Here is a 26429-nt window from a genome sequence, read left to right on the forward strand (position 1 = left end):
AAGGTTTTTTGATGCTTTTAGGCCGCACCGCCAACGGGCTCTACTGGATGAACCGCTATATCGAGCGGGCGGAAAACATGGCGCGGCTGGTCGATGCCGGGCTGCGCATGGCGCTGACCCGCACCCAGAATGCCTCCGAAGAGTGGAATTCGGTGCTGCTCAGCGCCGGCTCGGATGCTGCCTTCACGCAGAAATATTCCGACTATACCGCCGCCAACGTCGCCGATTTCCTGCTGCGCGACACATCGAACCCGTCGAGCACGATGGCGTCGATCGAGACGGCCCGCAACAATGCCCGCATGGTGCGCACTGCGCTGACGCGCGAAACCTGGGAAAGCATCAACGAAGCCTGGATGTCGCTTAAGCGGATGCTGGCCAGGCCGATCGACGAGCGCGACCTGCCCAGTGTGCTCGACGCGATCAAGCGCGAGACGGCCCTGATCCGCGGCTCGTTCTACGGCACCATGCTGCGCAATGAGATCTTCGATTTCTCGCAGCTCGGCACCTATGTCGAACGCGCCGACAACACGGCACGCATCCTGGATGTGAAATACTACGTGCTGTTGCCGTCGATCTCGTGGGTCGGCTCCACGCTCGACAATTACCAGTGGGAATCGATCCTGCGCTCGGTGTCGGCGCATCGCTCCTATCGCTGGGTCTACGAGGCCGACTACAAGCCGAGCAACATCGCCGACTATCTGATCCTCAACGTTCGCATGCCGCGCTCGCTGACCTTCTGCTATCGTTTCCTGACGGAGCATCTCAGATTCCTGGGCGACGATTATGGCGAGCGCCATGCCTGTCATGCGACAGCCGGCAAGACCCAGGCCATGCTGGCGGCCGGCTCGATCAAGGACATATTCGACGCCGGCCTGCATGAATTCCTGGCGAATTTCATCCGCGACAACATCAGGCTCGGCGACGAGATCGCGCAGGACTATCGATTCTATTGAGGAAGCCATGCGGCTGAAGATCACCCACCGGACCGAATACCGCTACGATGCGCCGGTGCATTATCTGCTGCAGCGGCTGCGGCTGCTTCCGGTCAGCGGATCGACGCAGACCGTCTTGTCCTGGTCGCTGAAGATCGAAGGGGCTCGCGAGGAAGTGCGCTTCAGCGACCATTTCGGCAACGACACGCGACTGTTGAGCGTCGAAGGCGAGCGCGATTTCATCACCGTCGAGGCATCAGGCGAGGTGGTGACACGCGACACATCGGGCGTCTCCGGGCCACACCAGGGCTTCGCGCCGCTCTGGCTGTTTGGCCATGAAACGCCGTTGACCACGATCGGCAGCGGCATTCGCGAACTCGCGGCGTCGGTCGGCGAGGGGACCGATATCGAAAGGTTGCACCGGCTGATGGCCGTGATCGGCGAGCGTGTCGCCTATACGCCAGGCACTACCAACGCGACGACCCCGGCCGAGGACGCGCTGGCGCTCAAGACCGGCGTCTGCCAGGACCACAGCCACATCTTTGCCGCCGCCGCGCGCGCCATGGGGTTTCCGGCCCGCTACGTCAGCGGCTATCTGATGATGGATGCTGCGGTCGAGCAGGCGGCAAGCCATGCCTGGGCCGAGGCGCATGTTGCGGGCCTGGGCTGGGTCGCGTTCGACGTCGCCAACGGCATTTCGCCCGACGAACGCTATGTAAAGGTGGCGACCGGCCGTGATTACCGCGACGCCACGCCCGTATCGGGAATTCGGCTGGGACAAGCGGAAGAACAGCTTGCGGTCACCGTCACGGTAGAGCAGTAATCCCCGGCAAGATTGCTGCCAAAGAGATTCGATGACCTATTGCGTCGGCCTGAAGATCGATCGCGGGCTCGTGTTCATGTCCGACACGCGCACCAATGCCGGCATGGATTCGATCTCGACCTTCAAGAAGATGCATGTCTGGGAGGAACCGGGCGAGCGCGTCATCGTGCTGATGTCGGCCGGCAATCTGGCGACGACGCAGGCGGTCGTCAGCCTGCTCGACGAGCGCACCAAGGCAGTTGGCGATCGCCACGCGACACTGCTCGAAACGCCCTCCATGTACCAGACGGTGCGGATGGTCGGTGATACCGTCAAGGAAGTCATCGCCAGTTCGTCACCAACCGGCGACAGGGCGGATTCCTATTTCAATGCCTCCTTCATCCTCGGCGGCCAGATCAAGGGCAGCGCGCCGCGGCTGTTCATGATCTATCCGGAAGGCAATTTCATCGAATCGACCGACGACACGCCGTTTTTCCAGATCGGCGAGACCAAATACGGCAAGCCGATCATCATCCGCGCCTATGAAAAGACGATGAGTTTCGCCGAGACGGTGAAGCTACTGCTGGTCTCGTTCGACTCGACGCTGAAATCGAACCTGTCGGTCGGTCTGCCGCTCGACCTGCTATTCTACGAAAAGGACGCCTACAAGGTCAGCCTGAAGAAGCGGATAGCCCAGGACGATCAATACTACCGCACCATCTCAGACGGCTGGTCGAACGCGCTGAAGACTGCCTTTGCGAGCTTGCCTGATTTTCCCGAATAGACGGCCCGTCTTTCCGGAGGTGCGATGAACAACGACGATTTCCGGCAATGGTCGAGGCGCGCTGCGGATTGGGGCGCCGACTATCGCAACTCGCTGCGCGAAAGACCGGTGCGGCCGCTGGTCGAGCCGGGTGGCATTTTCAAGAGCGTAGAGACTTCGCCGCCTGAAGCGGCGGAGCCGATGGATGAGATCTTCGCCGACTTCGAGCAAAAGATCCTGCCGGGCATGACGCATTGGCAGCATCCGCGCTTCTTCGCCTATTTCCCGGCCAACGCCGCACCGGTTTCGGTGGTGGCCGAATATCTGGTCTCGGTGATGGCCGCGCAATGCATGCTCTGGCAGACCTCGCCGGCAGCGACCGAGCTCGAGACGCGCGTCGTCGACTGGATGCGTCAGGCGCTTGGTCTGCCGGAAGGGTTTTCCGGCGTCATGCAGGATTCGGCATCGTCGGCGACGCTCGCCGCTGTATTGACCATGCGCGAGCGCGCGCTCGACTGGCAGGGCAACGAGAAGGGCCTGCAAGGCCAGCCGACATTGCGCGTCTATTCTTCCGACCAGGTTCATACCTCCATCGACCGGGCGATCTGGGTATCGGGCATCGGCGAGGACAACCTCGTGCGCATTCCGGTTGCCGGCCGCTTTCGCGCCATGGATGTCGCAGCCCTGGAAGAGGCGATCGTCGCCGACCGGGAGGCGGGCATGCTGCCGGCCGGCATCATTGCCTGTGTGGGCGGCACCAGCACCGGCGGCACCGATGATATCGCCGGCGTCGCCGCGGTGGCAAAGCGGCAGGGGCTCTATGTGCATGTCGATGCCGCCTGGGCCGGTTCGGCGATGATATGTCCGGAATACCGGCATTTCTGGGCGGGCGTGGAGCACGCGGATTCTATCGTCTTCAACCCGCACAAATGGCTGGGTGCGCAATTCGACTGCTCGGTCCAGTTTATCCGCCGGCCGGAAGACCTGGTGCGGACGCTCGCCATCAAGCCGGATTACCTGAAGACGCACGGGCGCGACGGCATCATCAACTATTCCGAATGGTCGGTGCCGCTCGGGCGGCGCTTTCGCGCACTGAAACTATGGTTCCTGCTACGCGCCCACGGGCTTGAAAATCTCCGGAGCATGATCCGCAACCATGTCGCCTGGAGCGAAGGCCTTGCCGAGCGGCTGGCCGGGGAACCGGATTTCGAGATCGTCACGGAACCGATGCTGTCGTTGTTCTCGTTCCGGCATCTGGCTGCGGCGGGAATCGATTCGGACGAACACAATCTGCGGCTGGTCAACGCGATCAACAACGATGGCCGCATCTACCTGACCCAGACACGGGTGGGCGGACAGGTGGCGATCCGCTTTCAGGTCGGCCAGTTCGAGACGACGGCGGCGGATGTCGACACCGCTTTCGAAGTCGTCACCGAAATCGCCCGCGGTCTGGGTTGAGTTGAATTGGTCGGCAAAGTTGCGCCGAGGTTTGTCTTTGGACGCATGTGATTTCGTTAGCCGGCTTATGCCTTTTCATCGCTTTCGTTTTCCTCTATAGACAAGAAAAACGAAAACGGGAGCTTCCCCAATGTACCTGTCGCCGCGTCATTCCGAAATCATCCAGATGGCCAAGGACCATGGCCGCGTGCTGGTCGACGATCTGGCAACGCATTTCAACGTGACGCCGCAGACCATCCGCAAGGATCTCAACGATCTGTGCGACCAGCGGCTGCTGTCGCGCATTCATGGCGGGGCGCTGTTTCCCTCCGGCATCGAGAACATGGAATATGAGGCACGGCGCAAGATCGCCGCCGACGAGAAGGAGGCGATCGGTCGCGCGGCGGCCAGGCTGATCCCGGATAATGCCTCGCTGTTCATCAATATCGGCACCACGACGGAGTCGGTCAGCAAGGCGCTTCTTGATCATAGTGGCCTGATGGTCATCACCAATAACATCAATGTTGCCAACAGGATGCGTATATATCCTTCGATCGAGGTGGTGATCGCCGGCGGCGTCGTGCGTGGTTCCGACGGCGGCGTGGTCGGCGAGGCGGCGGTCGATTTCATCAGGCAGTTCAAGGTCGACTACGCGGTGATCGGCGCCTCGGCGATCGACCATGACGGTGCGCTGCTCGATTTCGATTTTCGTGAAGTGAAGGTGGCGCAGGCGATCATCGCCAATGCCCGGCATGTGATCCTCGTCTCCGACCAGACCAAGTTCGAGCGGACGGCGCCGGTCCGGATCGGCCACCTGTCGCAGGTCAACACCTTCATCACCGATCGCTGCGACATCCCGTCGGTGCGCAAAATCTGCCAGGAGGCAGAGGTTCAACTGATCGAAACGTCGCTCTCCTAAAGGGTGCCGTTGCGGCAATTGTCGCCGGTTATATTTCGTTTGACATTCGTTCTCATTTCGAAATAATCCCGTCACGGTTTCGTAAAAACCTAAAAATGCTGCAATGCGAAATCCGGGAGGACTTTTGTGGACGCACCCCCGATCCATGACATCTTCGTCATCGGTGGCGGTATCAACGGCTGCGGCATTGCCCGCGATGCAGTTGGGCGCGGCTTTTCGGTCTTCCTTGCCGAAATGAACGATCTGGCCAGCGGAACCTCCTCCGGCTCGACCAAACTGATCCATGGCGGCTTGCGCTACCTCGAGTTCTATGAGTTCCGCCTGGTGCGCGAGGCGCTGATGGAACGCGAGATTCTGTGGAAGAACGCGCCGCACATCATCTGGCCGATGCGCTTCGTGCTGCCCTATGCCAAGGGTCTGCGCCCGGCCTGGCTGATCAGGCTCGGCCTTTTCCTTTACGACCACATTGGCGGACGCAAGTTGCTGCCGGCGACCAAGACGCTGGACATGGCAAGGGATCCGGCCGGCAAGCCGCTGAAGCCGTTGTTTCGAAAGGCCTTCGAGTATTCCGACGGCTGGGTCAACGATGCGCGGCTGGTGGCGTTGAACGCCCGCGACGCCGCCGACCGCGGCGCGACGATCCGAACCCGAACGAAAGTCATCGGCGCACGCCGTGAAGGCGGGCTTTGGGCGGTTAGGCTGGAAAACACGCAGACCGGGGACACCGAGGAGGTCAAGGCGCGGCTTTTGGTCAACGCCGCCGGTCCATGGGTTGACCAGGTGCTGTCCGCGACCGTCGGCTTGAACGACGTGCACAATGTCCGGCTGGTACAGGGCAGCCATATCGTCATCGCTAAGAAGTTCGACGATCCGCGCGCCTATTTTTTCCAGAACAAGGACGGCCGCATAATTTTCGCGATTCCCTACGAGGAAGAGTTCACGCTGATCGGCACCACCGACCAGGACTATCCTGGCGACCCGCATGGCGTGAAGATCAGCGACGCAGAGATCGATTACCTCTGTGCTGCGGCGAGCGAATATTTCGCGAAACCGGTCAAGCGTTCGGACATCGTCTGGACTTATTCCGCCGTGCGCCCGCTTTATGACGACGGCGCCTCCAAGGCGCAGGAAGCGACCCGCGACTATGTGCTGAAGGCCGACGGCGGCGAGGGCACGGCACCGATCGTCAACACTTTTGGCGGCAAGATCACCACTTATCGCCGACTGTCGGAATCGATGCTCGAGAAAATCGAGGGTTTTCTCGGCAAGCGCGGCAAGCCGTGGACGGCAAACGCGCCGCTTCCGGGCGGCGATTTCCCGGCGAGCGGCTTCGATGCCGAAGTGGCGAAACTGAAAACGGCCTATCCGTTCCTCGACGCGCGCCTGGCGCGCCGCCTGACCCGGCTTTACGGGACTCGCGCAAGGATGCTGCTGGGCCTCGCCAGATCGAATGCCGACCTTGGCCGGAACTTCGGCGCCGATCTCTACGAGGCCGAGGTGCGGTACCTCGTTCAAAATGAATGGGCGATGACGGCCGAAGATGTATTGTGGCGCAGGACCAAGCGCGGCCTGCATCTGGGCCGCGAGCAGGCGGCAGCGCTCGACGAATTCATGCGCGGGATAAGCCGGCGCCATGTCGCGGCTGCCGAATAGTGGGGTCTGACTGATGCAGAAAGCCTGGGAGGAGGCATCATGCTGGAACTGAGAAACGTGACGAAGACGGTCGGCGCGACGGAGCATATACGCGACGTGTCCCTGACGCTTCAGCACGGCTCGCTCAACGTCCTTCTCGGACCGACGCTCTCCGGCAAGACCAGCCTGATGCGGCTGATGGCCGGCCTTGATGTTCCGACATCCGGTTCGGTCTGGTTCGACGGCAAGGATGTCACCGGTATCCCGGTGCAGAAGCGCAACGTCGCCATGGTCTACCAGCAGTTCATCAACTATCCGGCGATGACCGTTTACGAGAACATCGCCTCGCCGCTGAGGGTGGCCGGGACCGAGCGGGCAAAGATCGACAAGGAGGTGCGCAATGCTGCAGCCCTGCTCAAGCTGACGCCCTTTCTCGACCGCACGCCGCTCAGCCTCTCGGGCGGCCAGCAGCAGCGCACCGCGCTGGCGCGCGCCATCGTCAAGAACGCCAGCCTCGTGCTGCTCGACGAGCCGCTCGCCAATCTCGATTACAAACTGCGCGAGGAGCTGCGTGCGGAATTGCCGAAAATCTTCGCGGCGAGCGGCACCATCTTCGTCTACGCCACGACGGAGCCGCACGAAGCCTTGCTGCTCGGCGGCAACACGGCGACGCTTTCCGAAGGCCGCATCACGCAGTTCGGCCCGACGATCGACGTCTTCCGCAGGCCGAACGACCTCGTCACGGCCAAGACGTTCGCCGATCCGCCGCTCAACACGATTGTGCTGAAGAAGAGCGGCTCGAGCTTCCTTCTTGATGGTGGGGTGAACCTCCCGGTGCCGGCTGAGCTCGCCGGTATTGCCGATACGAGTTACACGATCGGCTTCCAGCCCCACCATCTCTCTCTTACCCGGCCGAGCCCGTCAGCGGTTCCGGTGAGAGCCAAGGTCTCGGTCACTGAGATTACCGGTTCGGAAAGCTTTGTGCATCTCGACTTCGCCGATGTCCGCTGGGTGATGCTGGAGCACGGCATCCTGGTGTTCGAGCCCGACCAGACCATCGAGGTGTTCATCGATCCGCGGCACATCATGGTTTTCGACGCGAACGGCCGCTCGGCCGCGCCGCCACAGATGCTGGCGGCTTGAGGGAGGAGGGCACATGGCGCGCATCGACTGCAACCACATCCGCCACGCCTACGGGCCGCATCCGAAGTCGGACAAGGACTATGCGCTGAAGGAGGTGCATCACGCCTTCGAGGATGGCGGCGCCTATGCGCTGCTCGGACCGTCGGGCTGCGGCAAGACCACGCTGCTCAACATCATTTCCGGGCTGTTGTACCCGTCGCATGGCGAGCTTCTGTTCGACGGCAAGGATGTGACCAATCTGTCGACGCAGGAGCGCAACATCGCGCAGGTGTTCCAGTTCCCGGTCATCTACGACACCATGACCGTCTACGACAATCTGGCCTTCCCGCTGCGCAACCGCGGCGTTCCGGAACCCGACGTCGACCGCAAGGTGCGCGAAACGCTGGAAATGACGGGGTTGGCCGATATGGCCCGGAGAAAGGCGAGGGGGCTGACTGCCGACCAGAAACAGAAGATCTCGCTCGGGCGCGGGCTGGTGCGTTCCGATGTCAACGCGATCCTGTTCGACGAGCCGCTGACCGTCATCGACCCGCATATGAAGTGGGTGCTGCGCTCGCAGCTGAAGCAGCTGCACAGGCGCTTTGGTTTCACCATGGTGTATGTCACGCACGACCAGACCGAGGCGCTCACCTTCGCCGAGAACGTCGTCGTCATGTATGAGGGCGAGATCGTGCAGATCGGCTCTCCGGCCGAATTGTTCGAGCGCCCCAAGCATACATTCGTCGGCTATTTCATCGGCTCGCCGGGCATGAACGTCATGCCGGTCGCGGTCGAAGGCAGGAGCGCGCGGCTCGGCAGCCAGACGATCGAATTGCCGGGCGCGCCCAAGGCTGGAACCTCAGGCGTGATCGAACTTGGTATCCGCCCCGAATATGTCAGGCTTGGCGCTACCGGCATGCCGGTTTCAATCCGAAAGGTCGAGGATATCGGCCGCCACAAGGTGGTGCGGGCCAGTTTCGAAGGCCGCGACATCGCGGCGATCGTCGGCGAGGATGAGGACATTCCCGCCGATCCGAAGATCGCTTTCGACCCGGCCGGCATCAACATCTATGCCGATTCCTGGCGCGTCGAGATGGGAGGCTGAGCATGGAAAGGACCTGGAACAACAAGGCCTGGTTCATGGTGCTGCCGGTGCTCTTGCTGGTGGCTTTCTCGGCGATCATCCCGCTGATGACGGTCGTGAATTATTCGGTGCAGGACACTTTCGGCAACAACGTCTTCTTCTGGGCGGGCTCGGAATGGTTCGAGGAAATCCTGCATTCCGACCGTTTTTGGGAAGCGATGGCCCGCAACCTGGCCTTCTCGGCCATCATCCTGATCATCGAGATTCCGCTCGGCATCTTCATTGCGCTCAACATGCCGAAGAAGGGCTGGGGCGTTCCGGTCTGCCTGGTGCTGATGGCGCTGCCGCTGCTCATTCCTTGGAACGTCGTCGGCACGATCTGGCAAGTGTTCGGCCGCGTCGATATCGGCCTGCTCGGATATACGCTGCGGGCGCTCGGCTTCAACTACAACTATGTCAACGACCCGTTCGACGCCTGGATCACCGTTATCGTCATGGACGTCTGGCACTGGACGAGCCTCGTGGTCTTGCTCTGCTACGCGGGATTGGTCTCGATCCCCGACGCCTATTACCAGGCGGCCAAGATCGACGGTGCGTCGCGCTGGGCGATCTTCCGCTATATCCAGCTGCCGAAGATGAACCGCGTGCTGCTGATCGCGGTTCTGCTGCGCTTCATGGATAGTTTCATGATCTACACCGAGCCGTTCGTCGTCACCGGCGGCGGGCCCGGCAACACCACCACTTTCCTGTCGATCGATCTGGTGAAGCTGGCCATCGGAGAGTTCAACCTCGGTGAGGCAGCGGCCATGTCGATCGTCTATTTCTTGATCATCATGCTCCTGTCCTGGGTGTTCTACACCGTCATGACAGCCTACGACGCGGAGCAGTGAGATGGCGCGACTCGAGGAAAGCACGGCCGACGGACGAACGCTGATGCGGCAAACCCCCGCTAGCGCGGAAGCGCAGATAGCGAACGCCACGCTGGCCCGCAAGATGCGGCGACGGGGCGAGGAGTCGCGGTTCTGGTGGCTGGTGCCGACCATCTACATCATCTTCCTGATGCTGCCGATCTACTGGCTGGTCAATATGAGCTTCAAGACCAACCAGGAGATACTCGGCGCCTTCTCGCTGTGGCCGAGGAACCCGACGATCGCCAATTACATGGTGATCTTTACCGACCCGTCCTGGTACAAGGGTTACATCAACTCGATCATCTATGTGGTTATGAACACGGTGATTTCCGTCGCCGTGGCGCTTCCGGCAGCCTATGCCTTCTCGCGCTACCGCTTCCTTGGCGACAAGCACCTGTTTTTCTGGCTCCTGACCAACCGCATGGCGCCACCGGCGGTGTTCGCGCTGCCGTTCTTCCAGCTTTATTCGGCATTTGGCCTGATCGACACGCATATCGCGGTGGCGCTGGCGCACTGCCTATTCAACGTCCCGCTGGCGGTCTGGATTCTCGAAGGCTTCATGTCGGGCGTGCCGAAGGAAATCGACGAGACCGCCTATATTGACGGCTATTCCTTCCCGCGTTTCTTCCTCAGGATATTCATGCCGCTGATCGCGAGCGGTGTAGGCGTGGCCTGCTTCTTCTGCTTCATGTTCTCGTGGGTCGAGCTGCTGATCGCACGAACGTTGACCACGACCGCCGCCAAGCCGATCGCCGCGATCATGACGCGCACGGTCTCGGCCTCGGGCCTCGACTGGGGCGTTCTGGCCGCCGCCGGCGTGCTCACCATCCTTCCAGGCGCGCTCGTGATCTGGTTCGTCCGCAACTACATCGCCAAAGGCTTTGCCCTGGGGAGGGTGTGATGAAACGAACGCAAGAGTTCATACGCAACACCATCGCCAAAGGCTTTGCCTTGGGGAGGGTATGACCATGAACCTTACCTGGATGGCATGGACGCTACCGACGGCGATCTTTTTCATCACGATCCTGGTGCTGCTCTGCGGCATGGCGATCTGGGAATACGCCTCGCCGGGCGGCAATCCGCGGGTTGGCGTGCTGCGGTTCGAGACGACGCGCGGCGACCGTCTCTTCCTATCGCTGCTTGGCAGCGCCTTTATCCATCTCGCTTGGCTGGGTCTTGTCGGACCCAACCTGTGGTGGGCTCTCGCTCTCTCCGTGGTCTACGCCATTGGCGTGTTCCGCTACGTATAGAGGGGGAAACTGTTGGAGCGGCCGCGTGCCGGCGGCTGCTCCGATCGCACTTGAAACTGAAACAGTGGAGGAAACACATGAGACGGCAATTTTTGACATCAACGACAGCGCTTGTCCTATTGCTCGGGGCAGGCAATGCCTATGCCGGGATGGACGAAGCCAAGGCGTTTCTCGACGCCGAGATCAAGGACATGTCGACGCTCGATCGCGCTGCCCAGGAAGCCGAGATGCAATGGTTCATCGATGCTGCAAAACCCTTTGCGGGCATGGACATCAAGGTCGTCTCGGAAACCATCACGACGCACGAGTATGAATCGAAGACGCTGGCCAAGGCGTTCGCCGACATTACGGGCATCAAGATCACCCATGATCTGATCGGCGAAGGCGATGTCGTCGAGAAGCTGCAAACGCAGATGCAGTCGGGCGAAAACGTCTACGACGCCTATGTCAACGACTCCGACCTGATCGGCACCCATTGGCGCTACCAGCAGGCGCGCAGCCTGACCGACTGGATGGCGAACGAGGGCAAGGACGTCACCAACCCGAACCTCGACCTCGCAGACTTCATCGGCACCAAGTTCACGACGGCTCCGGACGGCGATCTTTATCAGCTGCCCGACCAGCAGTTCGCGAACCTCTACTGGTTCCGCTACGACTGGTTCAACGACGAGAAGAACAAGGCGGACTTCAAAGCGAAGTACGGCTACGACCTCGGCGTGCCGGTCAACTGGTCAGCCTATGAGGATATCGCCGAATTCTTCACCGGCCGCGAGATCGACGGCAAGAAGGTCTACGGCCACATGGACTACGGCAAGAAGGACCCTTCGCTCGGCTGGCGCTTCACCGATGCCTGGCTTTCGATGGCCGGCAATGGCGACAAGGGACTGCCGAACGGTCTTCCGGTCGACGAATGGGGCATCAAGGTCGACGAGAAGTCGCGGCCTGTCGGCTCCTGCGTGGCTCGGGGCGGCGACACCAACGGTCCGGCGTCGGTCTACGCCATCCAGAAATATCTCGACTGGATGAAGGCCTACGCTCCGGCCGCGGCCCAGGGCATGACCTTCTCGGAATCCGGACCGGTACCGGCGCAGGGCGAAATTGCCCAGCAGATGTTCATGTACACGGCCTTCACCGCCGACATGGTGAAGGACGGCCTTCCCGTCGTGAACGAGGACGGTACGCCGAAATGGCGCTTCGCTCCGTCGCCGCACGGCGTCTACTGGAAGGACGGCATGAAGCTCGGCTACCAGGACGTGGGTTCCTGGACGCTTCTCAAGTCGACGCCTGACGATCGCGCCAAGGCAGCCTGGCTCTACGCGCAGTTCGTCACCTCGAAGACAGTCGACGTGAAGAAAAGCCACGTTGGCCTGACGCTGATCCGCGAGAGCACGATCCAGCACAAGAGCTTCACGGACCGCGCCCCGAAGCTCGGCGGCCTGATCGAGTTCTACCGCTCGCCGGCCCGCGTCCAGTGGTCGCCGACGGGTACGAACGTTCCTGACTATCCGAAGCTGGCACAGCTCTGGTGGCAGGCGATCGGCGATGCTTCGTCGGGTGCCAAAACCCCGCAGGAGGCGATGGACTCGCTCTGCGCCGAGCAGGAAAAGGTGCTTGAGCGCCTTGAGCGCGCCGGCGTGCAGGGCGACATCGGACCGAAACTCGCCGAGGAAAAGACCCTCGAAGAGTGGAACGCCGATGCCGTCGCCAAGGGCAATCTCGCGCCGCAGCTGAAGATCGAGCCGGAGAAGGATAAGGCGCAGACCATCAACTACGACGAGCTGGTCAAGAGCTGGAGCAACTGAGCATCGATCCGGGCGTTCGCGCCCGCATCGCGACAATCGGGGGAGGCGGCATCTTGCCGTCTCCCCTGTTTGCGCCGAGGGGAATGGAAATGAACAGCTTTATCCTTGCAATCGACCAGGGAACGACATCGAGCCGGGCGATCCTGTTCGACCGTGAGATGAAGATGGTGGGCAGCGGGCAGAAGGAATTCACCCAGCATTATCCGGCCTCCGGCTGGGTCGAGCATGATCCCGAGGAGATCTGGTCGAGCGTCGTGGCGACGGTGAAGGCTGCGCTGAAGAGCGCCGGCCGCCATGCGTCGGATGTCGCGGCGATCGGCATCACCAACCAGCGCGAGACCGTCGTCATCTGGGACAGGGCGACCGGCAAGCCGATCCACAACGCGATTGTCTGGCAGGATCGCCGCACCGCGCCGCTGTGCCAGAAATTGAAGAAGCAGGGGCTGGAGAAGAAGTTCACCAGAAAGACCGGCTTGCTGCTCGATCCCTACTTCTCCGGCACCAAGATCGCCTGGATGCTGGACAAGGTGAAGGGTGCCAGAAAACGTGCCGAGAAGGGCGAATTGCTGGCCGGCACGATCGACAGCTTTCTGATCTGGCGGCTGACCGGCGGCAAGGTTCACGCCACCGACGCCACCAATGCCTCGCGCACGCTGGTCTACAACATCGAAAAGAATACCTGGGACGACGAGCTTCTGGCGATTCTCGGCATACCGGCAAAAATGCTGCCGCAGGTGAAGGATTGCGCTGACGACTATGGAATCACAGAGGAAAGCCTGTTCGGCGCAGAGATAAAAATCCTCGGCGTGGCTGGCGATCAGCACGCAGCGGCCATCGGCCAGGCCTGTTTCGAGCCGGGCATGATGAAATCCACCTATGGCACGGGGTGCTTCGCGCTGCTCAACACCGGAAGCGATCTGGTGCGCTCGAAGAACCGGTTGTTGACGACCATTGCCTACAGGCTGAACGGAAAGACCACTTATGCTCTGGAAGGGTCGATCTTCATCGCCGGTGCAGCCGTGCAGTGGCTGCGCGACGGCATCAAGGTGATCGGCAAGGCGGAGCAGAGCGGCATGCTGGCGGCGGGCGCCGACCCGACGCAGGAAGTCTATCTGGTGCCGGCTTTTGTCGGGCTTGGCGCGCCGCACTGGGATGCCGAAGCGCGCGGCGCCATCTTCGGGCTGACCCGCAATTCGGGCCCGGCGGAATTTGCCCGCGCCGCACTGGAATCTGTGGCTTTCCAGACCCGCGACCTGCTCGACGCGATGCGCAAGGACTGGAAGGGCGCGTCAGTAAAGACCGTTCTCAGGGTCGATGGTGGCATGGTGGCCTCGGACTGGACCATGCAGCGGCTTGCCGACATCCTCGATGCGCCGGTAGACCGCCCGACGATCCTGGAGACGACGGCGCTCGGCGCGGCATGGCTGGCCGGCTCTAAGGCGGGCGTCTGGCCGAAGGCGAGAGACTTCGCCAAGAGCTGGGCGCTCGAGCGGCGGTTCAAGCCGGAGATGAATGCGTCCGCCCGTTCCGCCAAGCTGGCGGGCTGGCGCGATGCTGTGCGCAGGACGCTGAGCGTGCAATAAGTTCTTCGAGCAAGATGTCACCACGGAAGCCCGCGCCGTTGCCGGCGCAGGCTCTTCAATAACTCTTACTCAGCTCCGCCCGAGCTTTATCAATAGGGCGAGATGCACTGCCGGCGCGGGCCATAGTAAGGCTGGTACGTGTTGTCATATGCCCGGTAAGATCTGTAGCGGCTGTAGCACCACTCCACGTGCGAATCGCCTCGATAGACGCGGCGGTTCTGGTTGACGATCGCACCGGTGATCAGCGCGCCGGTCGCAAAGGCAGCCAACGGGAACCAGAAGTCGCCGTGACGGCGATAGCCGCGACGATAATAGCGATAACCGCGATGGCCGCGCCAATACCTGCCGTCGTCACGCGCGAAACCACGACGAAAATCGCGGCGGGAAAATCGCGATCGCGGTTGAAACTACGCCTCCACCGCCTGTGGTCGACAGTCTGGACATCCGACGAAACGTTCTGACCAAGCGGCACGTAGGTGGGCTGGGCGTTGACGGGCACGATCTCCGCTACAGCGAATGACGCTGACAACGCGGTCGCCAGCAGGCCCGACATGATCCTGTTCATGATCTTCTCCTTGAAAGCGTCGTCCCTTGTAGCGACAAAAACGGGCAGGCTGCGCAATTGTTCCGTCAAAGTAGCAAGCTGCTGATCTGTAACGTTCTCTCTCCTGCTCGGCCTCGACGAAAAGCCGGTATTGGGCTTGTCTGTCAAAGGCCGTTCCGCCCTTTGCTGACGCGATGTGCGAGGCGCTGCAAGTGCGTGGAAAAGCCCGACTTGCGCGCCCTCTTTTTCCGGTTGACCGGTCGAGGCACTCTCCCTATGTTCCGCGCAATTTCGAGGGCGGCATTCTGAGCCCGCGGGAGCGCGTAGCTCAGCCGGTAGAGCAACTGACTTTTAATCAGTAGGTCCAGGGTTCGAATCCCTGCGCGCTCACCATTGTTTCGTGCGAGAAATCAGTAAGTTAGCGCTTTAGCGTCTGGAACAGCGCCGGAACGTGCGAGAAAATGCGAGGCCATGCGAGAACATTTTCTCGCAATCACGCGATGCTTCCGGCTACCGACCCTGCTAAATATCCCCAAAAAACCAGCGACACGTTCCCGCCGGCGTGGCGCTCCAGGCGGCCGGCGAGGTCGAGTTCCAGCAGCACCATGAAAACCTGAGCGGGATGCAGGCCGGTGTGGCGGATGATCTCGTCGATCGCTACGGGCGTCGGGCCGAGGGCTTCGACGACACTGGCGCGGTCGTCCTCGCCGGGTGGCGGCGTTGCCGAAAAGTCGGGCGGCTCGCCAAGTGGAGCCGTCCTTGGTGCCAGCGCGCCGACCAGCGGCGCGATCGCACTGGTAATGTCCGATGCCTCGGTGACAAGGGTGGCACCGTCCTTGAGCAGAGCGTTGGTGCCGGCGGCGCGCGGATCGAGCGGCGAGCCGGGGACGGCGAAGACCAGCCGGCCCATTTCGCCGGCAAGCCTGGCGCTGATCAGCGAGCCGGAGCGTTGTGCCGCCTCGACAACGACCAGCCCCAGTGCTGCGCCGGCGACAAGGCGGTTGCGGCGCGGAAAATCCTGGGCTCGCGGCTGCCAGCCGAACGGCATTTCCGTAATGATGGCGCCGCCGCGCGCGGCAATCTCCTCACACAAGCCGGCATTCTCGGGCGGGTAGGGCAGGTCGAGGCCGCCGGCCAGCACCCCGATCGTGCCGGTCGCAAGGCTGCCTTGGTGTGCTGCCGTGTCGATGCCGCGCGCCAGGCCGGAGACAATGCCGTAGCCGTCGCGGCCGAGTTCGGCGGCGAGTGTCCGCGCCATCTTGATGCCGGCCAGCGAGGCGTTGCGGGCGCCGACGATGGCGACTGCCGGCAGCCGGAAGACCGCGCCTTCGCCCTTGACCGCGAGCAGCGGCGGCGGATGGTCCATGCTTTTCATCAGCGGCGGATAGTCGGCCTCGCCAATCCCGACGAAGCGCGCGCCGGCCCGGTGGGCTGCTTCCAGCTCCACCTCGGCCTCGGCAATCGACGGGATGCGGACGATCTTTCTGGCGCCGCCCGAAATCATCAGCTCGGGTAGCATCTCCAGAGCCGTCTCGGCCGAGCCGAAGCGGTTGATCAGGTCGCGAAAGGTGGCCGGGCCGACATTCGGCGTGCGGATCAAACGAAGCCAGCTCAACCGCTGCCGATCGCTGAGCCGCGGCCCGGCGGCGCGCTGGCTCACTCCTTGGCCCCGATCTTGCCCTCGGTTCCGGCCAGCAGCCGCGCGATGTTGGCCCGGTGTTTTACGATGACGATCAGGCTCATCAGCGCGAACAGCCCGGCAATCTGCGGCGTGCTGAGGACATAAAGCGCGATCGGCACGACGACTGCTGCCGTCAGCGCCGCCAGCGAGGAGTAACGGAACAGGAATGCAACGGCCAGCCAGACGACGGCGAAGATCAGCGCCACTTGCCAGGCAAGGGCGATCAGCACGCCGAGATAGGTGGCGACACCCTTGCCGCCCTTGAAGCCGAGCCAGACCGGAAAGAGATGGCCGAGGAAGGCGCCAAGGCCGGCCCAAGGCCCGAGCTCCGGTGCAAAGTGACCGGCGATCAGCACAGCCGCCGTGCCTTTCAGCGCGTCGAGCAGCAGCGTGGCGGCGGCCAGGCCCTTGTTGCCGGTGCGCAGCACATTGGTAGCGCCGATATTGCCGGAGCCGATGTTGCGGACGTCGCCAAGGCCGGCTGCGCGGGTGATCAGAAGCCCGAACGGGATCGAGCCGAGCAGATAGCCGAACACCAGCGCCAAGACGATGTCGTAAGCCATTGTTCCCCCTGAACTCCAACTGCCGGCTTTAGGGAGTGTCGAGATTCAGGTCAGGCCGAGTCGAGAATGGTGGTTTCCGAGAACCGGAACGCAGCGTACTTTTGGGTACGTGAGTACCGGAAGCGCAGGAAACCGCCGTTCGCAGGCCGGCATCACTGAATATCGACACTCCCTAGGCTGAAAACACTGTGCGGCCCGCCACCATGGTTTGCAAGACCTTGCCCTGCAGCCGCGCACCTTCGAAACAGGTGTTTTTCGAGCGCGAACGGATGCCGCTTTCGCTGACGATCCACGGTTCGTCGAGATCGATCAGCGCAAGATCGGCGACAGTGCCCGGCTTCAGCGTGCCGCCGGGCAGGCCGAACAGCCTTGCCGGTGCGGTGGACAATGTCTCGATCAATCTAAGCAGCGTCACGTCGCCATTGTGATAGAGCCGCAGCGCCGCGCCCAGCAGCGTTTCGAGCCCGATGGCACCGGCCGCGGCATCGGCAAAGGGCAGGCGCTTGGTGTCGACGTCCTGCGGGTCGTGCGAGGAGACGATGAGGTCGATCGTGCCGTCCTTGACCGCCTCGATCATCGCCAGCCGGTCTTCCTCGGCGCGCAGCGGCGGTGTCAGCCGGAAGAAGGTGCGATATTCGCCGACATCGTTCTCGTTGAGCGACAGATTGTGGATCGAGACGCCTGCTGTGACATTCGCGCCGTCGGCTTTCGCCCGCGTTACCGCTTTTGCTGCCATCGCCGTCGAAATCTTGGCCGCGTGATAGGCGCCGCCGGTCAGCCGCGCCAACGCCAGATCGCGCTCCAGCGGAATGGACTCGGCCTCGCGCGGAATGCCGGCAAGGCCGAGCCAGCTGGCATAGAGGCCTTCATTCATGACGCCGGATGAAGCGAGGTCGGCGTCTTGGGTTTCATGGGCGATCACGCCGCCGAAATCGCGCGCGTAAGTCAGCGCGCGGCGCATCACCAGTGCGCTTGATATCGTGTGCCGCCCGTCGGTGAAAGCGACCGCGCCGGCCTCTCGCAGCAGGCCGAATTCAGTCATCTCGCGGCCTTCGAGGCCCTTGGTGATCGCCGCCGCCGGAAAGATGTTGACGATCGCCGTATCCTTGGCGGTGCGCAGCACGAATTCGACCAGCGCGACATTGTCGATCACCGGGTCGGTGTCGGGCATCATGACGATGGAAGTGACGCCGCCGGCTGCCGCCGCCACGCTGGCCGAGGCGATGGTTTCGCGGTGTTCGCCGCCGGGCTCGCCGATGAAGACGCGCGCATCGATCAGGCCGGGGATAACAGCCTTGCCGGCGCAGTCGATGACGGCAGCATCCTGCGGAGCGCCCTGGTTCAAGGCCGCCTTGCCGGCAGCGACGATCTTGCGGCCCTCGACAATGACCGTGCCGACCTCATCGATGCCGCGCGACGGATCGACGATGCGAGCCCGGCTGAAGACCGTCGTGCTCATCATGCAACCTCGCGATTGCGGCGAGGATCGAGCAGCGCTTCCATCACCGCCATGCGCACGGCAACGCCCATTTCCACCTGTTCCTGGATGACGCTCTGCGGACCGTCAGCGATTTCCGAGGCGATCTCGACGCCGCGGTTCATCGGGCCGGGATGCATGACCAGAGCGCCGTCCTTGGCCGCCTTCAGCTTCTCGGCATCGAGGCCGAAATAGCGGAAATATTCCCGCACCGAAGGCACGAAGGCGCCTTCCATCCGCTCGCGCTGCAGGCGCAGCATCATCACCACATCCGCATCCTTGAGCCCTTCGGCCATCGAACGGGTGACGATCACGCCCATTTTCTCGATGCCGGCGGGCAGAAGCGTCGACGGTGCCACGACGCGGACCTGGGCACCGAGCGCGTTGAGCAGCATGATGTTGGAGCGCGCCACGCGCGAATGCAGGATGTCGCCGCAGATCGCCACGATCAGCTTCGACAGCGGACCCCTGGCGCGGCGGATGGTCAGCGCGTCGAGCAGCGCCTGCGTCGGATGCTCATGGGCGCCGTCGCCGGCATTGATCACCGAGCAGCCGACTTTCTGCGCCAGCAGCGCCGCAGCACCGGCCGACTGGTGGCGGATGATCAATATGTCGGGGCGCATGGCATTCAGCGTCATCGCCGTGTCGATCAGCGTCTCGCCCTTCTTCACCGAAGAACTGGCCACCGACATGTTCATGACGTCGGCGCCGAGCCGTTTTCCCGCCAGCTCGAACGACGATTGCGTGCGGGTCGACGCTTCGTAGAAAAGGTTGATCTGGGTGCGGCCGCGCAGCGTCGAGGTCTTCTTCTCCGATTGCCGCGAGATCGCGACCGCTCGGTCCGCCCGGTCCAGCAAAAGCTCGATGTCGGCGGGGGAAAGATCGCGGATGCCCAGAAGATGGCGGTGGGGATAGAGCGGCAGGGACGAAGCGTCAGTCATCTCAAGGCGCTGCTATAGGGTGGAGGACCTTTGGCTGCAAGCACCAGCTTTGGATTGCGGCCTTTCTCCCCGGTATTTTCGTCGCGCGCGTTGCGCGGCTTGGGCTATATCTAGCTGATGGCTTCGGATTCGTGGCCTTGTGATGATAAGGCCTTTCTGCCGATAGAAGGATTGGGCGTGACCGACGACGTGACGAACCAGCCACCGCCGCTGGCAGGCGGTAACGCCTGGCGGGGCGATCCGTTGCTGATCCAGCTTGCCGAGCGTTTTTCCGATCCGGTGCGCAAGGATCTCGATGGGCTCGGCCGTTTCGTTCTGACGCAGGAGGCGCAGGAGCTGGCCCGCCTCGCCAATGTCGAGACGCCGAAGCTCAGGACCCATGACCGCCAGGGCCGACGCATCGACCTGGTCGAGTTCCATCCTGCCTATCATGCGCTGATGCGCCGGTCGGTGGCGAACGGGCTGCATTCGTCGGTCTGGGAAAATGGCGATGCCGAGATCGGCCGCCGTCATCAGGTGCGCGCCGCCCGTTTCTACCTGACGGCCGAGCTCGAAACCGGGCATCTCTGTCCCATCACCATGACCAGCGCATCGCTGGCAGCGCTGATGGCAAGCCCGAAGCTGTTTCGCGAATGGGCGCCGCGCGTGACGACACGCAAATACGATCAGAGCCAGAAGCCGCCGGTCGAAAAGGCCGGGCTGACGCTCGGCATGGGCATGACCGAGAAGCAAGGCGGCACCGACGTCCGCGCCAACGTCACCCGGGCCGAGCGCGCCGGCAGCGGCTTCTATCGGCTGACTGGCCACAAATGGTTCATGTCGGCGCCGATGTCGGACGCATTCCTGGTGCTTGGACAGGCGCCGGAAGGGCTTTCGTGCTTTCTCGTTCCCCGCATTCTCGGCGATGGTTCGGGCAATGGCTTTCGCTTCCAGCGGCTGAAGGACAAGCTCGGCAACCGCTCCAACGCCTCGTCGGAAGTGGAGTTCGTCAACGCCATCGGCGAGATGATCGGCGAGCCCGGGGCGGGTGTGAAGACGATCATGGACATGGTGACGCTGACCCGGCTCGACTGCGCGATCGCCTCGTCGGCGATCATGCGTGCCGGGCTGGCCGAGGCCGTCCACCACGCCCGTCACCGCCAGGTGTTTGGGACCAATCTGATCGAGCAGCCGCTGATGCAGCGCGTGCTGGCCGACATGGCGCTCGACGTTGCTGCCGCCACCGCACTGTCGTTCCGGCTGGCGCGCTCCTTCGACGAGGCGGCCGGCGACCGTGGCGAGGCGGCCTTCGCGCGCGCCATGACGCCGGTCGTCAAATACTGGGTTTGCAAGATCGCGCCGCCGCTGCTCTATGAAGCGATGGAGTGCCTCGGCGGCAACGGCTATGTCGAGGAGGGGCCGCTCGCCCGCTACTATCGCGAAGCTCCGGTCAACGCGATCTGGGAGGGGTCCGGCAACGTCATGGCGCTCGACGTGCTGCGCGTGCTGGGGCGTGCGCCCGGCCTGTTCGAGGAGGTGCTGGCCGGCATCGACCGCGATCTCGGCGCCGGCGGACGCGGCACCGTCGGTGTGCTCAAGGCGGCAATGCAGGTCGCGGCAACCGATGAGGGCTCGGCTCGTCTGCTCACCGAACAACTGGCACTGTCGGCGGCAGCGGCGGAGCTTCGCAGGCTGGGGGCAGGGCGGATCGCCGACGCCTTCGTCGAGACGCGCCTCGCCGGCCAGTGGCGCAACACCTATGGCATGCTCGATTCGCGCCATGACGCGCGCATGATCATCGACACGCTCTATCCGCCGGTCACCTGAGAAGGCTTCGGGGACGGATTTTCCTCGTCGATCGCCGCTCTGTGGAAAGCCGTTAACCTTAACAAATGGTTTCCATTGCGGTCGCAAGCCGCAAAGCCCACTGTCCTGTTTACTGAAGCAGGAACGCCATGCGGCACATATTGAGCTCCTTTCTGGCCTTGCACTGGGCGGTCGTTTTCGCCCTGCTGGCGTTCATCTGCATCGACGGAAATCGCGGTGTTGCTGCAGCGCTTGGCGTGCTCGGCGTTGCCGTCCAGGACACCCGCTTCGTCGACCTCGAAAATGCCATCGTGGTGGCGCCGCTTGCCGTGGCGCTGCTTGTCGTCGCGGTGCTGTTCTGCTGGGCTTTTGTCGAGTCTCTATTCAGCGTCCCGACAAATCCGGACGCCACCGACAGCGTTGTGCGGGTCGCCTTCATCTCCGCTTCCGGCGTGCTGTCGCTGATCGTGGTCGGCGGCGCCGCGCAAGGCATCAACGGGCTGTTCATGGTCGTCGCGGTGCAGCTGGCGGCATTGCTGGCTTCCTATGTCGCCATGCTCGCAGAGCGGCGGTCGGCTTTTGCCGCAGCGGATCCGGGCACCGGCGAAATCCGTGCCGCAGCGCATGTGATGGCGAAGGCGGCGGCGCACAACTCGGCGCTTTCGCGCATTTCCGGCCGGCCGGACACAAACTTGAGGCCGGACACGAACTTGAGGGATGGCCGCTGATGCGCACCTTGTTCGCGCTATGGGCGGCACCGCTCGCTCTGTTCTGGGGCTGGTTCTTCCTGTCGCTCAACGACATCAATTTCGGCTATGTCATGCTGAGCCGCCAATTGCATGACCTGGTTTTCCAGCTCTATGGGGAAATGCTTGGCATTGATCCGGCGCTCATTCCTGGCATGGTGGCAAAGGCCTGCATCCTCGACAGTCTGCTGCTGATGGCGTTTTGGGCGTTTCGCCGCCGCCGGGTGATCGGTGGCTGGATCAGGATAATGCGCGACCGTTATTTCGACCAGGCATCGACGCCGAGCGCCTGAAGCCGGTCGAGAACGCCCTGCAGGATAAACGCTGCCGCGGCCGAATCGATCTTGCCGGCGCGTTTGCGGCGCGAAAAATCCATCTCGATCAATGTCCGCTCAGCCGCCACCGTCGACAGTCGCTCGTCCCATAAAACGAAGGGCAGGTCGGTCATACCAGCCATGTTGCGGGCGAAGGCGCGGGATTTCTGGGCACGCGGACCTTCTGACCCGTCCATGTTGATCGGCAGGCCGAGCACCACGGCGCCGACATTCTCTTTCTGCAGCAAGGCGAGCAGCACAGCTGCATCCAGCGAGAATTTCCTGCGCATGATGACGGGGCGCGGATGGGCGAAGGCAAAGCCCCGGTCGGAAACCGCCACGCCAATGGTCTTGTCGCCGAGGTCGAGCCCGGCCAGCGTCTTGCCGCCGCTGAGCCGCGCCGGCAACTCTTCGATGGTGATGATGCTCAACGGCTTTCCTTGGATTACACGTCGCAAAGGACGCTGTGGGACTTTAATTTTAGTGCCGGCGTTCTATCCTTTGCCGAAGCAAAAATCGAGGAAAGCATTCATGAAACTGACCTGGTACGGACATTCCGCATTTTGCGTCGAAACCGCCGACGCGAAAATCCTCATCGATCCCTATCTGGTCGGCAATCCGTCATGGACGGGCGGCTGGGAAGGACCGGCGGAAGGGGTCACGCATGTCCTTTTGACCCACGGCCATAGCGACCACATCAGCGGTGCGCTGGAAGTGCTTGGGAAAAGCGGCGCCATGCTGGTCGCCAATTTCGAGCTTTGCATGTATCTGGTCGGCCAGGGCGCCAGCGACAAGAAGATCAATCCCGGCAATATCGGCGGCACCGTGGATTGCGGCGGTTTCACCACCACCTTCGTCCAGGCGCTCCATTCATCGTCGTTTCCACGCGACAATGGCCAGAACACCTACCTCGGCAATCCGGGCGGGCTCGTTCTGCATTTCCCGGAAGACAAGACGCTCTATCACATGGGCGACACCGACATCTTTTCGGACATGGCGCTGATCAACGAGTTGCACGAGCCGAAGATCGGGATCGTGCCGGTCGGTGACCGCTTCACCATGGGTGGCGCGGTAGCAGCCCTTGCCTGCCGGCGCTTCTTTCAGTTCGAGACTGTCATCCCCAGTCACTTCGGCACGTTCCCGATCATCGATCAGACTGCCGAAAAGTTCGTGGCGGGGATGGATGGATCGGACGTGAAAGTGGCATTGCCGAAGATCGGCGAGACGATTAGCTTGTAGGAAGACGCTAGGTATAAGGCGTCAAAATGGAGTGAAAACATGGTTTTGAGGGGCTTTCTTTTCATTTCTGTTTCTGTGGCTTCCCCGGCGTCCGCCGCGGAGGACTTCATCGAAGGCGTCTATCTCCAGTCCGAGGATCTTTGTGCGCAGGCCAGGAAGGACACACTGCAGTCGCTGATCGACGCTGGCAACATTGTGCTCTCGGCGCGTGGCCTGCAAAGCGTCGAATACGATTGCGAGTTCCTTCAGATCACCAAGGCGACGCTCTCGCCGAGCTGGGCGGTGACAGCCATATGCCAGGAGCCCGGCCACGTCTTTCCGGACGTTCTCTCCGTAACGCAAATGAACGCGAAGCAGGTCGATCTGGTTTCGGTCCGGCCTGCGGAAGACGAAAGCGAAGGGGGCAGCAACAGCGGCAGCTATTTCCTCTGCGACGGCGTGGCCCTGCCATAGACCTATGGGCCCGGTTCTCGGCACGATGCATGTTGCGCGGCACGCGCCGCGCCGCTATAGCGCGGACTGGTTTTCCCGAGGCACAAACAAATATGTCCGTTGATCTTCAGACTGTGAAGCGCGTCGCGCGTCTCGCCCGCATTGCGGTGAGCGAGGAGGATGCCGAGCGCATGACCGGTGAGTTGAATGCCATTCTGGGCTTTGTCGAGCAGCTGAACGAGGTCGACGTTTCCGGCGTCGAGCCAATGACTTCGGTCACCCCGATGGAGATGAAGAAGCGCCAGGACGTCGTCACCGACGGCAGCAAGGCGGCCGACATCGTCGCCAACGCGCCGGCGACCGAAGAGAATTTCTTCCTCGTTCCGAAGGTCGTGGAGTAGCGGGCCGATGGCAATCGAGATCGCCATCGAGACGCCGCTGCAGGACGATGTGCGCGGGCTGGTTAAGGAGCTCAACGCCACGCTGCTGGAATTGACGCCGCCGGAGCACTGCTACCACATGACCGTCGAACAGATGGCCGACAACGACACGACTGTCTTCATCGCCCGTGACAACGGCCTTGCCATCGGCTGCGGCGCGCTCAAGCGCCACGATGGCACCATCGGCGAGGTCAAGCGCATGTACACGCGGCCGTCGCATCGTGGACAGAAGATCGGCGCCAGGATCGTCGAGCGGGTCGAGGCGTTGGCGCGCAATGAAGGGCTGAAGCGTCTGGTGCTGGAAACGGGCGACCGCCATCCGGCTGCGTGGACCGTTTATGAACGCGCCGGATTCTCGCGCTGCGGCCCGGTGCTGGACTATCCCGATACCGAGTGGTCGGTGTTTTACGAAAAGAGCCTTGCCTGATGAGCGACCTGACGCAACTCACGATTTCGCAGGCCCGCGCCAAGCTGCGCGCCAAGGAAATCACCGCAGCCGAACTCACCGAAGCCTATCTCCAGGCGATCGAGCGGGCCAATCCGGCGCTCAACGCCTATGTCGTCGTCACCGACGACAAGGCGCGCGACATGGCCAGGGCCTCGGACGCCAAGCTGGCGAAGGGCGAGGGCGGGTCGCTCGAAGGCATTCCGCTCGGGATCAAGGACCTGTTCGGCACCGAAGGCATTCACACCCAGGCCTGCAGCCATGTGCTGGATGGGTTCAAGCCGCACTACGAATCGACCGTCACCGCCAATCTGTGGGCCGACGGCGCCGTGATGCTCGGCAAGCTCAACATGGACGAGTTCGCCATGGGCTCGTCCAACGAGACCTCCTATTACGGCCCCGTGGTCAATCCGTGGCGGCGTTCGCGGCTCGATACGGTGGTGATGCCGACCACGCATCAGGGCGATGGCGGTTTCGTCTCGGCCGGCGGCACCAGGACCGCGCGCACGCTGGACAACGCCCAGCTGGTGCCGGGCGGTTCGTCAGGCGGCTCGGCCTCGGCTGTCTCCGCGTTTCTATGTGCCGGCGCCACGGCCACCGACACCGGCGGCTCGATCCGCCAGCCCGCCGCCTTCACCGGCACGGTCGGCATCAAGCCGACCTACGGCCGCTGCTCGCGCTGGGGCATCGTCGCCTTCGCTTCGTCGCTCGACCAGGCCGGACCGATCGCCCGCGATGTGCGTGATGCCGCGATCCTCTTGAAATCCATGGCCTCGGTCGATCCGAAGGACACCACCTCGGTCGACCGGCCGGTGCCGGATTACGAGGCGGCGATCGGCAAGCCGATCAAGGGCATGAAGATCGGCATCCCCGGGGAATACCGCGTCGACGGCATGCCCGAGGAGATCGAGGCGCTGTGGCAGAAGGGTATTGCCTGGCTGAAAGATGCCGGCGCCGAGATCGTCGACATTTCGCTCCCGCATACGAAATATGCGCTGCCGGCCTATTACATCGTTGCGCCTGCCGAAGCCTCGTCGAACCTCGCCCGCTATGACGGCGTCCGCTACGGGTTGCGGGTGCCGGGCAAGGACATCGTCGACATGTACGAGAGGACCCGCGCCGCCGGCTTCGGCCGCGAGGTCAAGCGCCGCATCATGATCGGCACTTATGTGCTCTCCGCCGGCTACTACGATGCCTACTATCTGCAGGCGCAGAAGGTGCGGAACCTCATCAAGCGGGATTTCGAAAATGCATTCGCGGCGGGCGTCGACGTCATCCTGACGCCGGCGACGCCGTCGGCGGCTTTTGGCATCGCCGACGAGGACATGGCCGCCGACCCAGTCAAAATGTACCTCAATGACATCTTTACGGTGACGGTGAACATGGCCGGACTGCCGGGTATCGCCGTGCCCGCAGGGCTTGACGCCAAGGGCCTGCCGCTCGGCCTGCAGCTCATCGGCCGGCCCTTCGATGAGGAAACCTTGTTCCAGACCGCCCACGTCATCGAACAGGCGGCGGGTACGTTCCAGCCGGAAAAGTGGTGGTAGTGTCGTCCCTTAGGCATCGCATTTGAATGATGCGGGGC

At 62.6% G+C, this 26429-nt stretch carries 28 protein-coding genes and 1 tRNA gene; 22 read left to right on the forward strand and 7 right to left on the reverse strand.

Translation table 11 applies throughout. The features are described from left to right. Window positions 1-11: 11 nt before the first annotated feature. The 13 genes from EN885_RS19815 to glpK all read left to right on the forward strand — a co-directional run bounded on the left by EN885_RS19815 (window position 12) and on the right by glpK (window position 14237). The gene (locus EN885_RS19815) at window positions 12-953 is read left to right on the forward strand and encodes an alpha-E domain-containing protein (RefSeq protein ID WP_095485293.1); all 942 of its coding nucleotides are present in this window, start codon (window positions 12-14) and stop codon (window positions 951-953) included. A gap of 7 nt (window positions 954-960) precedes the next feature. Continuing rightward, complete coding sequence (locus tag EN885_RS19820) at window positions 961-1755, forward strand: transglutaminase family protein (RefSeq protein WP_095485292.1); 795 nt, start codon at window positions 961-963, stop codon at window positions 1753-1755. 31 nt (window positions 1756-1786) lie between these two features. Next, a complete protein-coding gene (locus tag EN885_RS19825; protein WP_095485291.1) occupies window positions 1787-2518 on the forward strand; it encodes a peptidase in 732 nt (243 codons plus the stop codon). A gap of 24 nt (window positions 2519-2542) precedes the next feature. Then, window positions 2543-3955: an aspartate aminotransferase family protein gene (locus EN885_RS19830; protein WP_128242558.1), complete on the forward strand. Its 1413-nt coding sequence runs from the start codon at window positions 2543-2545 to the stop codon at window positions 3953-3955. A gap of 130 nt (window positions 3956-4085) precedes the next feature. Then, window positions 4086-4853, forward strand: coding sequence for a DeoR/GlpR family DNA-binding transcription regulator (locus EN885_RS19835; protein ID WP_095485289.1), 768 nt, complete (start codon window positions 4086-4088; stop codon window positions 4851-4853). Window positions 4854-4979: 126 nt separating this feature from the next. Then, window positions 4980-6506, forward strand: a complete 1527-nt coding sequence (glpD, locus tag EN885_RS19840; protein WP_126106459.1) for a glycerol-3-phosphate dehydrogenase — start codon at window positions 4980-4982, stop codon at window positions 6504-6506. 39 nt (window positions 6507-6545) lie between these two features. Further along, window positions 6546-7628: an ABC transporter ATP-binding protein gene (locus EN885_RS19845; protein ID WP_095485287.1), complete on the forward strand. Its 1083-nt coding sequence runs from the start codon at window positions 6546-6548 to the stop codon at window positions 7626-7628. Between the two features lie 13 nt (window positions 7629-7641). Continuing rightward, on the forward strand, window positions 7642-8712 hold the full coding sequence (locus tag EN885_RS19850) for an ABC transporter ATP-binding protein (protein ID WP_127205646.1): 1071 nt from the start codon (window positions 7642-7644) through the stop codon (window positions 8710-8712). A gap of 2 nt (window positions 8713-8714) precedes the next feature. Continuing rightward, entirely contained in the window at window positions 8715-9581 is an 867-nt protein-coding gene (locus EN885_RS19855) for a sugar ABC transporter permease (RefSeq protein ID WP_095485285.1), read from the forward strand. 1 nt (window position 9582) lies between these two features. Next, window positions 9583-10503, forward strand: coding sequence for a carbohydrate ABC transporter permease (locus EN885_RS19860; RefSeq protein ID WP_185928244.1), 921 nt, complete (start codon window positions 9583-9585; stop codon window positions 10501-10503). A gap of 67 nt (window positions 10504-10570) precedes the next feature. Continuing rightward, window positions 10571-10852 (forward strand): DUF2160 domain-containing protein, encoded by a 282-nt coding sequence (locus tag EN885_RS19865; protein WP_164547197.1) that lies wholly within the window; start codon window positions 10571-10573, stop codon window positions 10850-10852. Window positions 10853-10929: 77 nt separating this feature from the next. After that, window positions 10930-12654: an ABC transporter substrate-binding protein gene (locus EN885_RS19870; protein WP_095485283.1), complete on the forward strand. Its 1725-nt coding sequence runs from the start codon at window positions 10930-10932 to the stop codon at window positions 12652-12654. An 89-nt stretch (window positions 12655-12743) separates the two neighbouring features. Further along, window positions 12744-14237 carry a glycerol kinase GlpK gene (gene glpK / locus EN885_RS19875; RefSeq protein ID WP_095485565.1) on the forward strand — a complete coding sequence of 498 codons (1494 nt, stop codon included), beginning with the start codon at window positions 12744-12746 and terminating at the stop codon, window positions 14235-14237. Between the two features lie 89 nt (window positions 14238-14326). Here glpK and EN885_RS34860 read toward each other — a convergent pair whose 3' ends face one another. Both EN885_RS34860 and EN885_RS34865 read right to left on the reverse strand, forming a co-directional pair. Next, window positions 14327-14425, reverse strand: a complete 99-nt coding sequence (locus EN885_RS34860; protein WP_348631649.1) for a BA14K family protein — start codon at window positions 14423-14425, stop codon at window positions 14327-14329. A gap of 53 nt (window positions 14426-14478) precedes the next feature. After that, window positions 14479-14949, reverse strand: a complete 471-nt coding sequence (locus EN885_RS34865; RefSeq protein WP_348631647.1) for a hypothetical protein — start codon at window positions 14947-14949, stop codon at window positions 14479-14481. Window positions 14950-15098: 149 nt separating this feature from the next. On the opposite strand from EN885_RS34865, the gene EN885_RS19885 reads away from it, so the two are divergent. Next, window positions 15099-15174, forward strand: a tRNA-Lys gene (locus EN885_RS19885). 100 nt (window positions 15175-15274) lie between these two features. Here EN885_RS19885 and dprA read toward each other — a convergent pair. From dprA to EN885_RS19905, 4 genes are all read right to left on the reverse strand, one after another. Then, window positions 15275-16441, reverse strand: a complete 1167-nt coding sequence (gene dprA, locus EN885_RS19890) for a DNA-processing protein DprA (protein ID WP_128242559.1) — start codon at window positions 16439-16441, stop codon at window positions 15275-15277. Then, window positions 16438-17025, reverse strand: coding sequence for a glycerol-3-phosphate 1-O-acyltransferase PlsY (gene plsY / locus EN885_RS19895; RefSeq protein ID WP_128242560.1), 588 nt, complete (start codon window positions 17023-17025; stop codon window positions 16438-16440). Before plsY ends, dprA begins: the two co-directional genes overlap by 4 nt. 172 nt (window positions 17026-17197) lie before the next feature. After that, window positions 17198-18484 carry a dihydroorotase gene (locus tag EN885_RS19900; RefSeq protein WP_128242594.1) on the reverse strand — a complete coding sequence of 429 codons (1287 nt, stop codon included), beginning with the start codon at window positions 18482-18484 and terminating at the stop codon, window positions 17198-17200. After that, window positions 18484-19443 (reverse strand): aspartate carbamoyltransferase catalytic subunit, encoded by a 960-nt coding sequence (locus tag EN885_RS19905; protein ID WP_095485279.1) that lies wholly within the window; start codon window positions 19441-19443, stop codon window positions 18484-18486. The genes EN885_RS19900 and EN885_RS19905 overlap by 1 nt, the downstream gene beginning before the upstream one ends. A gap of 177 nt (window positions 19444-19620) precedes the next feature. On the opposite strand from EN885_RS19905, the gene EN885_RS19910 reads away from it, so the two are divergent. The 3 genes from EN885_RS19910 (at window position 19621) to EN885_RS19920 (ending at window position 22267) form a co-directional block, all read left to right on the forward strand. Next, on the forward strand, window positions 19621-21249 hold the full coding sequence (locus tag EN885_RS19910; protein WP_095485563.1) for a DNA alkylation response protein: 1629 nt from the start codon (window positions 19621-19623) through the stop codon (window positions 21247-21249). 128 nt (window positions 21250-21377) lie between these two features. After that, window positions 21378-21956: a hypothetical protein gene (locus EN885_RS19915; protein WP_095485278.1), complete on the forward strand. Its 579-nt coding sequence runs from the start codon at window positions 21378-21380 to the stop codon at window positions 21954-21956. Continuing rightward, window positions 21956-22267, forward strand: a complete 312-nt coding sequence (locus tag EN885_RS19920) for a DUF6105 family protein (RefSeq protein WP_077384057.1) — start codon at window positions 21956-21958, stop codon at window positions 22265-22267. Before EN885_RS19915 ends, EN885_RS19920 begins: the two co-directional genes overlap by 1 nt. On the opposite strand, the gene ruvX is transcribed toward EN885_RS19920, so the two are convergent. Beyond that, window positions 22234-22719 carry a Holliday junction resolvase RuvX gene (gene ruvX, locus EN885_RS19925; RefSeq protein WP_095485277.1) on the reverse strand — a complete coding sequence of 162 codons (486 nt, stop codon included), beginning with the start codon at window positions 22717-22719 and terminating at the stop codon, window positions 22234-22236. The two genes, EN885_RS19920 and ruvX, sit on opposite strands and share 34 nt — an antisense overlap. A 100-nt stretch (window positions 22720-22819) precedes the next feature. On the opposite strand from ruvX, the gene EN885_RS19930 reads away from it, so the two are divergent. The 5 genes from EN885_RS19930 (at window position 22820) to EN885_RS19950 (ending at window position 26391) form a co-directional block, all read left to right on the forward strand. After that, entirely contained in the window at window positions 22820-23527 is a 708-nt protein-coding gene (locus EN885_RS19930) for a metal-dependent hydrolase (protein ID WP_095485276.1), read from the forward strand. 39 nt (window positions 23528-23566) lie between these two features. Beyond that, a complete protein-coding gene (locus EN885_RS19935; protein ID WP_127291660.1) occupies window positions 23567-23980 on the forward strand; it encodes a hypothetical protein in 414 nt (137 codons plus the stop codon). A 92-nt stretch (window positions 23981-24072) separates the two neighbouring features. Further along, entirely contained in the window at window positions 24073-24360 is a 288-nt protein-coding gene (gene gatC / locus EN885_RS19940) for an Asp-tRNA(Asn)/Glu-tRNA(Gln) amidotransferase subunit GatC (protein ID WP_095793007.1), read from the forward strand. A gap of 7 nt (window positions 24361-24367) precedes the next feature. Beyond that, on the forward strand, window positions 24368-24826 hold the full coding sequence (locus tag EN885_RS19945; RefSeq protein ID WP_127205642.1) for a GNAT family N-acetyltransferase: 459 nt from the start codon (window positions 24368-24370) through the stop codon (window positions 24824-24826). Beyond that, entirely contained in the window at window positions 24826-26391 is a 1566-nt protein-coding gene (locus EN885_RS19950; RefSeq protein WP_128242561.1) for an amidase family protein, read from the forward strand. The genes EN885_RS19945 and EN885_RS19950 overlap by 1 nt, the downstream gene beginning before the upstream one ends. The last annotated feature ends 38 nt before the right edge of the window (window positions 26392-26429 follow it).

Origin of the sequence: Mesorhizobium sp. M6A.T.Cr.TU.014.01.1.1 (genome assembly GCF_004022765.1) — a bacterium.
Taxonomy (GTDB): Bacteria; Pseudomonadota; Alphaproteobacteria; order Rhizobiales; family Rhizobiaceae; genus Mesorhizobium; species Mesorhizobium mediterraneum.

What these genes read in the sequence shown, in the direction of transcription:
- EN885_RS19855 (WP_095485285.1), top strand. Translation starts at nt 8,715, where the DNA reads ATGGAAAGGACCTGGAACAACAAGGCCTGGTTCATGGTGCTGCCGGTG.
- EN885_RS19820 (WP_095485292.1), top strand. Translation starts at nt 961, where the DNA reads ATGCGGCTGAAGATCACCCACCGGACCGAATACCGCTACGATGCGCCG.
- EN885_RS19945 (WP_127205642.1), top strand. Translation starts at nt 24,368, where the DNA reads ATGGCAATCGAGATCGCCATCGAGACGCCGCTGCAGGACGATGTGCGC.
- EN885_RS19835 (WP_095485289.1), top strand. Translation starts at nt 4,086, where the DNA reads ATGTACCTGTCGCCGCGTCATTCCGAAATCATCCAGATGGCCAAGGAC.
- EN885_RS19900 (WP_128242594.1), bottom strand. Translation starts at nt 18,484, where the DNA reads ATGAGCACGACGGTCTTCAGCCGGGCTCGCATCGTCGATCCGTCGCGC.
- EN885_RS19915 (WP_095485278.1), top strand. Translation starts at nt 21,378, where the DNA reads ATGCGGCACATATTGAGCTCCTTTCTGGCCTTGCACTGGGCGGTCGTT.
- EN885_RS19920 (WP_077384057.1), top strand. Translation starts at nt 21,956, where the DNA reads ATGCGCACCTTGTTCGCGCTATGGGCGGCACCGCTCGCTCTGTTCTGG.
- EN885_RS19815 (WP_095485293.1), top strand. Translation starts at nt 12, where the DNA reads ATGCTTTTAGGCCGCACCGCCAACGGGCTCTACTGGATGAACCGCTAT.
- EN885_RS19935 (WP_127291660.1), top strand. Translation starts at nt 23,567, where the DNA reads ATGGTTTTGAGGGGCTTTCTTTTCATTTCTGTTTCTGTGGCTTCCCCG.
- EN885_RS19860 (WP_185928244.1), top strand. Translation starts at nt 9,583, where the DNA reads ATGGCGCGACTCGAGGAAAGCACGGCCGACGGACGAACGCTGATGCGG.
- EN885_RS19830 (WP_128242558.1), top strand. Translation starts at nt 2,543, where the DNA reads ATGAACAACGACGATTTCCGGCAATGGTCGAGGCGCGCTGCGGATTGG.
- plsY (WP_128242560.1), bottom strand. Translation starts at nt 17,025, where the DNA reads ATGGCTTACGACATCGTCTTGGCGCTGGTGTTCGGCTATCTGCTCGGC.
- EN885_RS19930 (WP_095485276.1), top strand. Translation starts at nt 22,820, where the DNA reads ATGAAACTGACCTGGTACGGACATTCCGCATTTTGCGTCGAAACCGCC.
- EN885_RS19850 (WP_127205646.1), top strand. Translation starts at nt 7,642, where the DNA reads ATGGCGCGCATCGACTGCAACCACATCCGCCACGCCTACGGGCCGCAT.
- EN885_RS19845 (WP_095485287.1), top strand. Translation starts at nt 6,546, where the DNA reads ATGCTGGAACTGAGAAACGTGACGAAGACGGTCGGCGCGACGGAGCAT.
- gatC (WP_095793007.1), top strand. Translation starts at nt 24,073, where the DNA reads ATGTCCGTTGATCTTCAGACTGTGAAGCGCGTCGCGCGTCTCGCCCGC.
- EN885_RS19870 (WP_095485283.1), top strand. Translation starts at nt 10,930, where the DNA reads ATGAGACGGCAATTTTTGACATCAACGACAGCGCTTGTCCTATTGCTC.
- EN885_RS19950 (WP_128242561.1), top strand. Translation starts at nt 24,826, where the DNA reads ATGAGCGACCTGACGCAACTCACGATTTCGCAGGCCCGCGCCAAGCTG.
- glpK (WP_095485565.1), top strand. Translation starts at nt 12,744, where the DNA reads ATGAACAGCTTTATCCTTGCAATCGACCAGGGAACGACATCGAGCCGG.
- EN885_RS19825 (WP_095485291.1), top strand. Translation starts at nt 1,787, where the DNA reads ATGACCTATTGCGTCGGCCTGAAGATCGATCGCGGGCTCGTGTTCATG.
- EN885_RS19905 (WP_095485279.1), bottom strand. Translation starts at nt 19,443, where the DNA reads ATGACTGACGCTTCGTCCCTGCCGCTCTATCCCCACCGCCATCTTCTG.
- EN885_RS19865 (WP_164547197.1), top strand. Translation starts at nt 10,571, where the DNA reads ATGAACCTTACCTGGATGGCATGGACGCTACCGACGGCGATCTTTTTC.